Origin of the sequence: Lentilactobacillus hilgardii DSM 20176 = ATCC 8290 (assembly GCF_000159315.1) — a bacterium.
Lineage (GTDB): Bacteria > Bacillota > Bacilli > Lactobacillales > Lactobacillaceae > Lentilactobacillus > Lentilactobacillus hilgardii.
Genome location: NZ_GG669995.1, coordinates 74,782 through 76,200 on the forward strand (window position 1 = coordinate 74,782; position 1,419 = coordinate 76,200).

Sequence of the window (1,419 nt, forward strand, 5' to 3'; positions counted from 1 at the left end):
CCAACCGAAGGTCAGTATAATGCACAAGAGTTGTATGATATGCAAACCAGTAATAATTCGAAATATACAAACTTAATGAGTGCAATGAATCCTGGTATTTCTGGTATTATTAACACTAAAAATAACGTTGATGCTATTAATGCCGCTTATCTGAGCGACGCCAAAGCACAGTATCTTAAATCCAGTCTGCCAACCTTGAGAGGAGTGAATGGTGATACAATCAGTGCTACCAACATTGTCAGCCAAGTAACTGGCGTTCGTTCACCAATATATCCTCAATTTGTTAAAGAGGGTGGATTCCTAGGATTTGGTCAGCAGTACGTGCTTCGTTGGTATCACATTAGCTATACACCATCATCAGCTTCAAGTGCTGGTACGTTTGGCAGTGGTACGCCTGTTAACGTAAGTTTTACTGCAAATGTTCCTTCAAATAGTAATTATGATAAGTAAACTTTAGTTTAAATATACCAAAAGAGGTCAAAAGCGTTTACCACGTTTTTGGCCTCTTTTACTATGCTAGGCGCAAATGATTTTAAAAATTAGTCATTAAAGATATACTATTTCATAAATAACGTAACATTTACGAAATGCAAATAAGTCTCAATTCAATTTTTCTACTCTTTTTTCGGTTTTTACTAATAAATAAATATCAAAACCCAGCCTAATTACTTATTATTAATATTTATATTTTCTTCATACTTTGTATACAATTCAAAAATGACATCACATCCAAATTTAGTCACGATCCAACCGATCGCATGATTCTATGCTTCCATTAAAGTATGAAAATTTGAATATTATGTGAATTTTTAGCATATTTAAAAAGCTTAATTTTTAATTTCTACTTTTGCTACAATGTTGTTTCAATGTAACATTACTGTAACAAAAGTCCAAAAACGAAAACCTTTTGTAATCTCATTAAAAACTCAGAGCGGCATACTCTAATCATTCCTTGTGGATACACAAGAAAATTGGAGGAATGTATTTTGACAAATAATTTGAAAAAGTCATTATTTGTTGGTTTGGCTGCACTGAGTTTTGCTGCCGTAGCAGGTACTGCTATTACACAGGCAAGTGCAAAGACTTATGCTAAGATCATATCTAATAAGACTTTATCTTCAGACGTAAGTATTCGTAACGTGAACGGACTGGTTCGCCTTATATACTAAAGCCGGTACATTGGAAGGCTGCTCGTGTTGTTGTAGGTAAGTCCGCTTTAAATGCTGCTGCTTCAAAAGATGGTAAGAGTAATGTACGCACTTATCGTGTTGCAACTACTAACTGTGGTTCCGTATATTATGAGGTTGTTTCATATGATGGCCAATACCGTGGCTGGATTTAAGGTGGCAAGTCAACAGCAAGCTTTGGTGGTGATATTGAATCATACGACACAACTAGGTCTGTTACTTTAGACGATTC

At 35.0% G+C, this 1,419-nt stretch carries 1 protein-coding gene and 1 pseudogene; both read left to right on the forward strand.

Annotated elements, in window-relative coordinates; all coding sequences use genetic code 11:
• Positions 1-450 (forward strand): annotated as a pseudogene (locus tag HMPREF0519_RS09975) (hypothetical protein); the annotation flags it as partial.
• A gap of 536 nt (positions 451-986) precedes the next feature.
• Complete coding sequence (locus HMPREF0519_RS14695; RefSeq protein ID WP_003635916.1) at positions 987-1,169, forward strand: hypothetical protein; 183 nt, start codon at positions 987-989, stop codon at positions 1,167-1,169.
• The last annotated feature ends 250 nt before the right edge of the window (positions 1,170-1,419 follow it).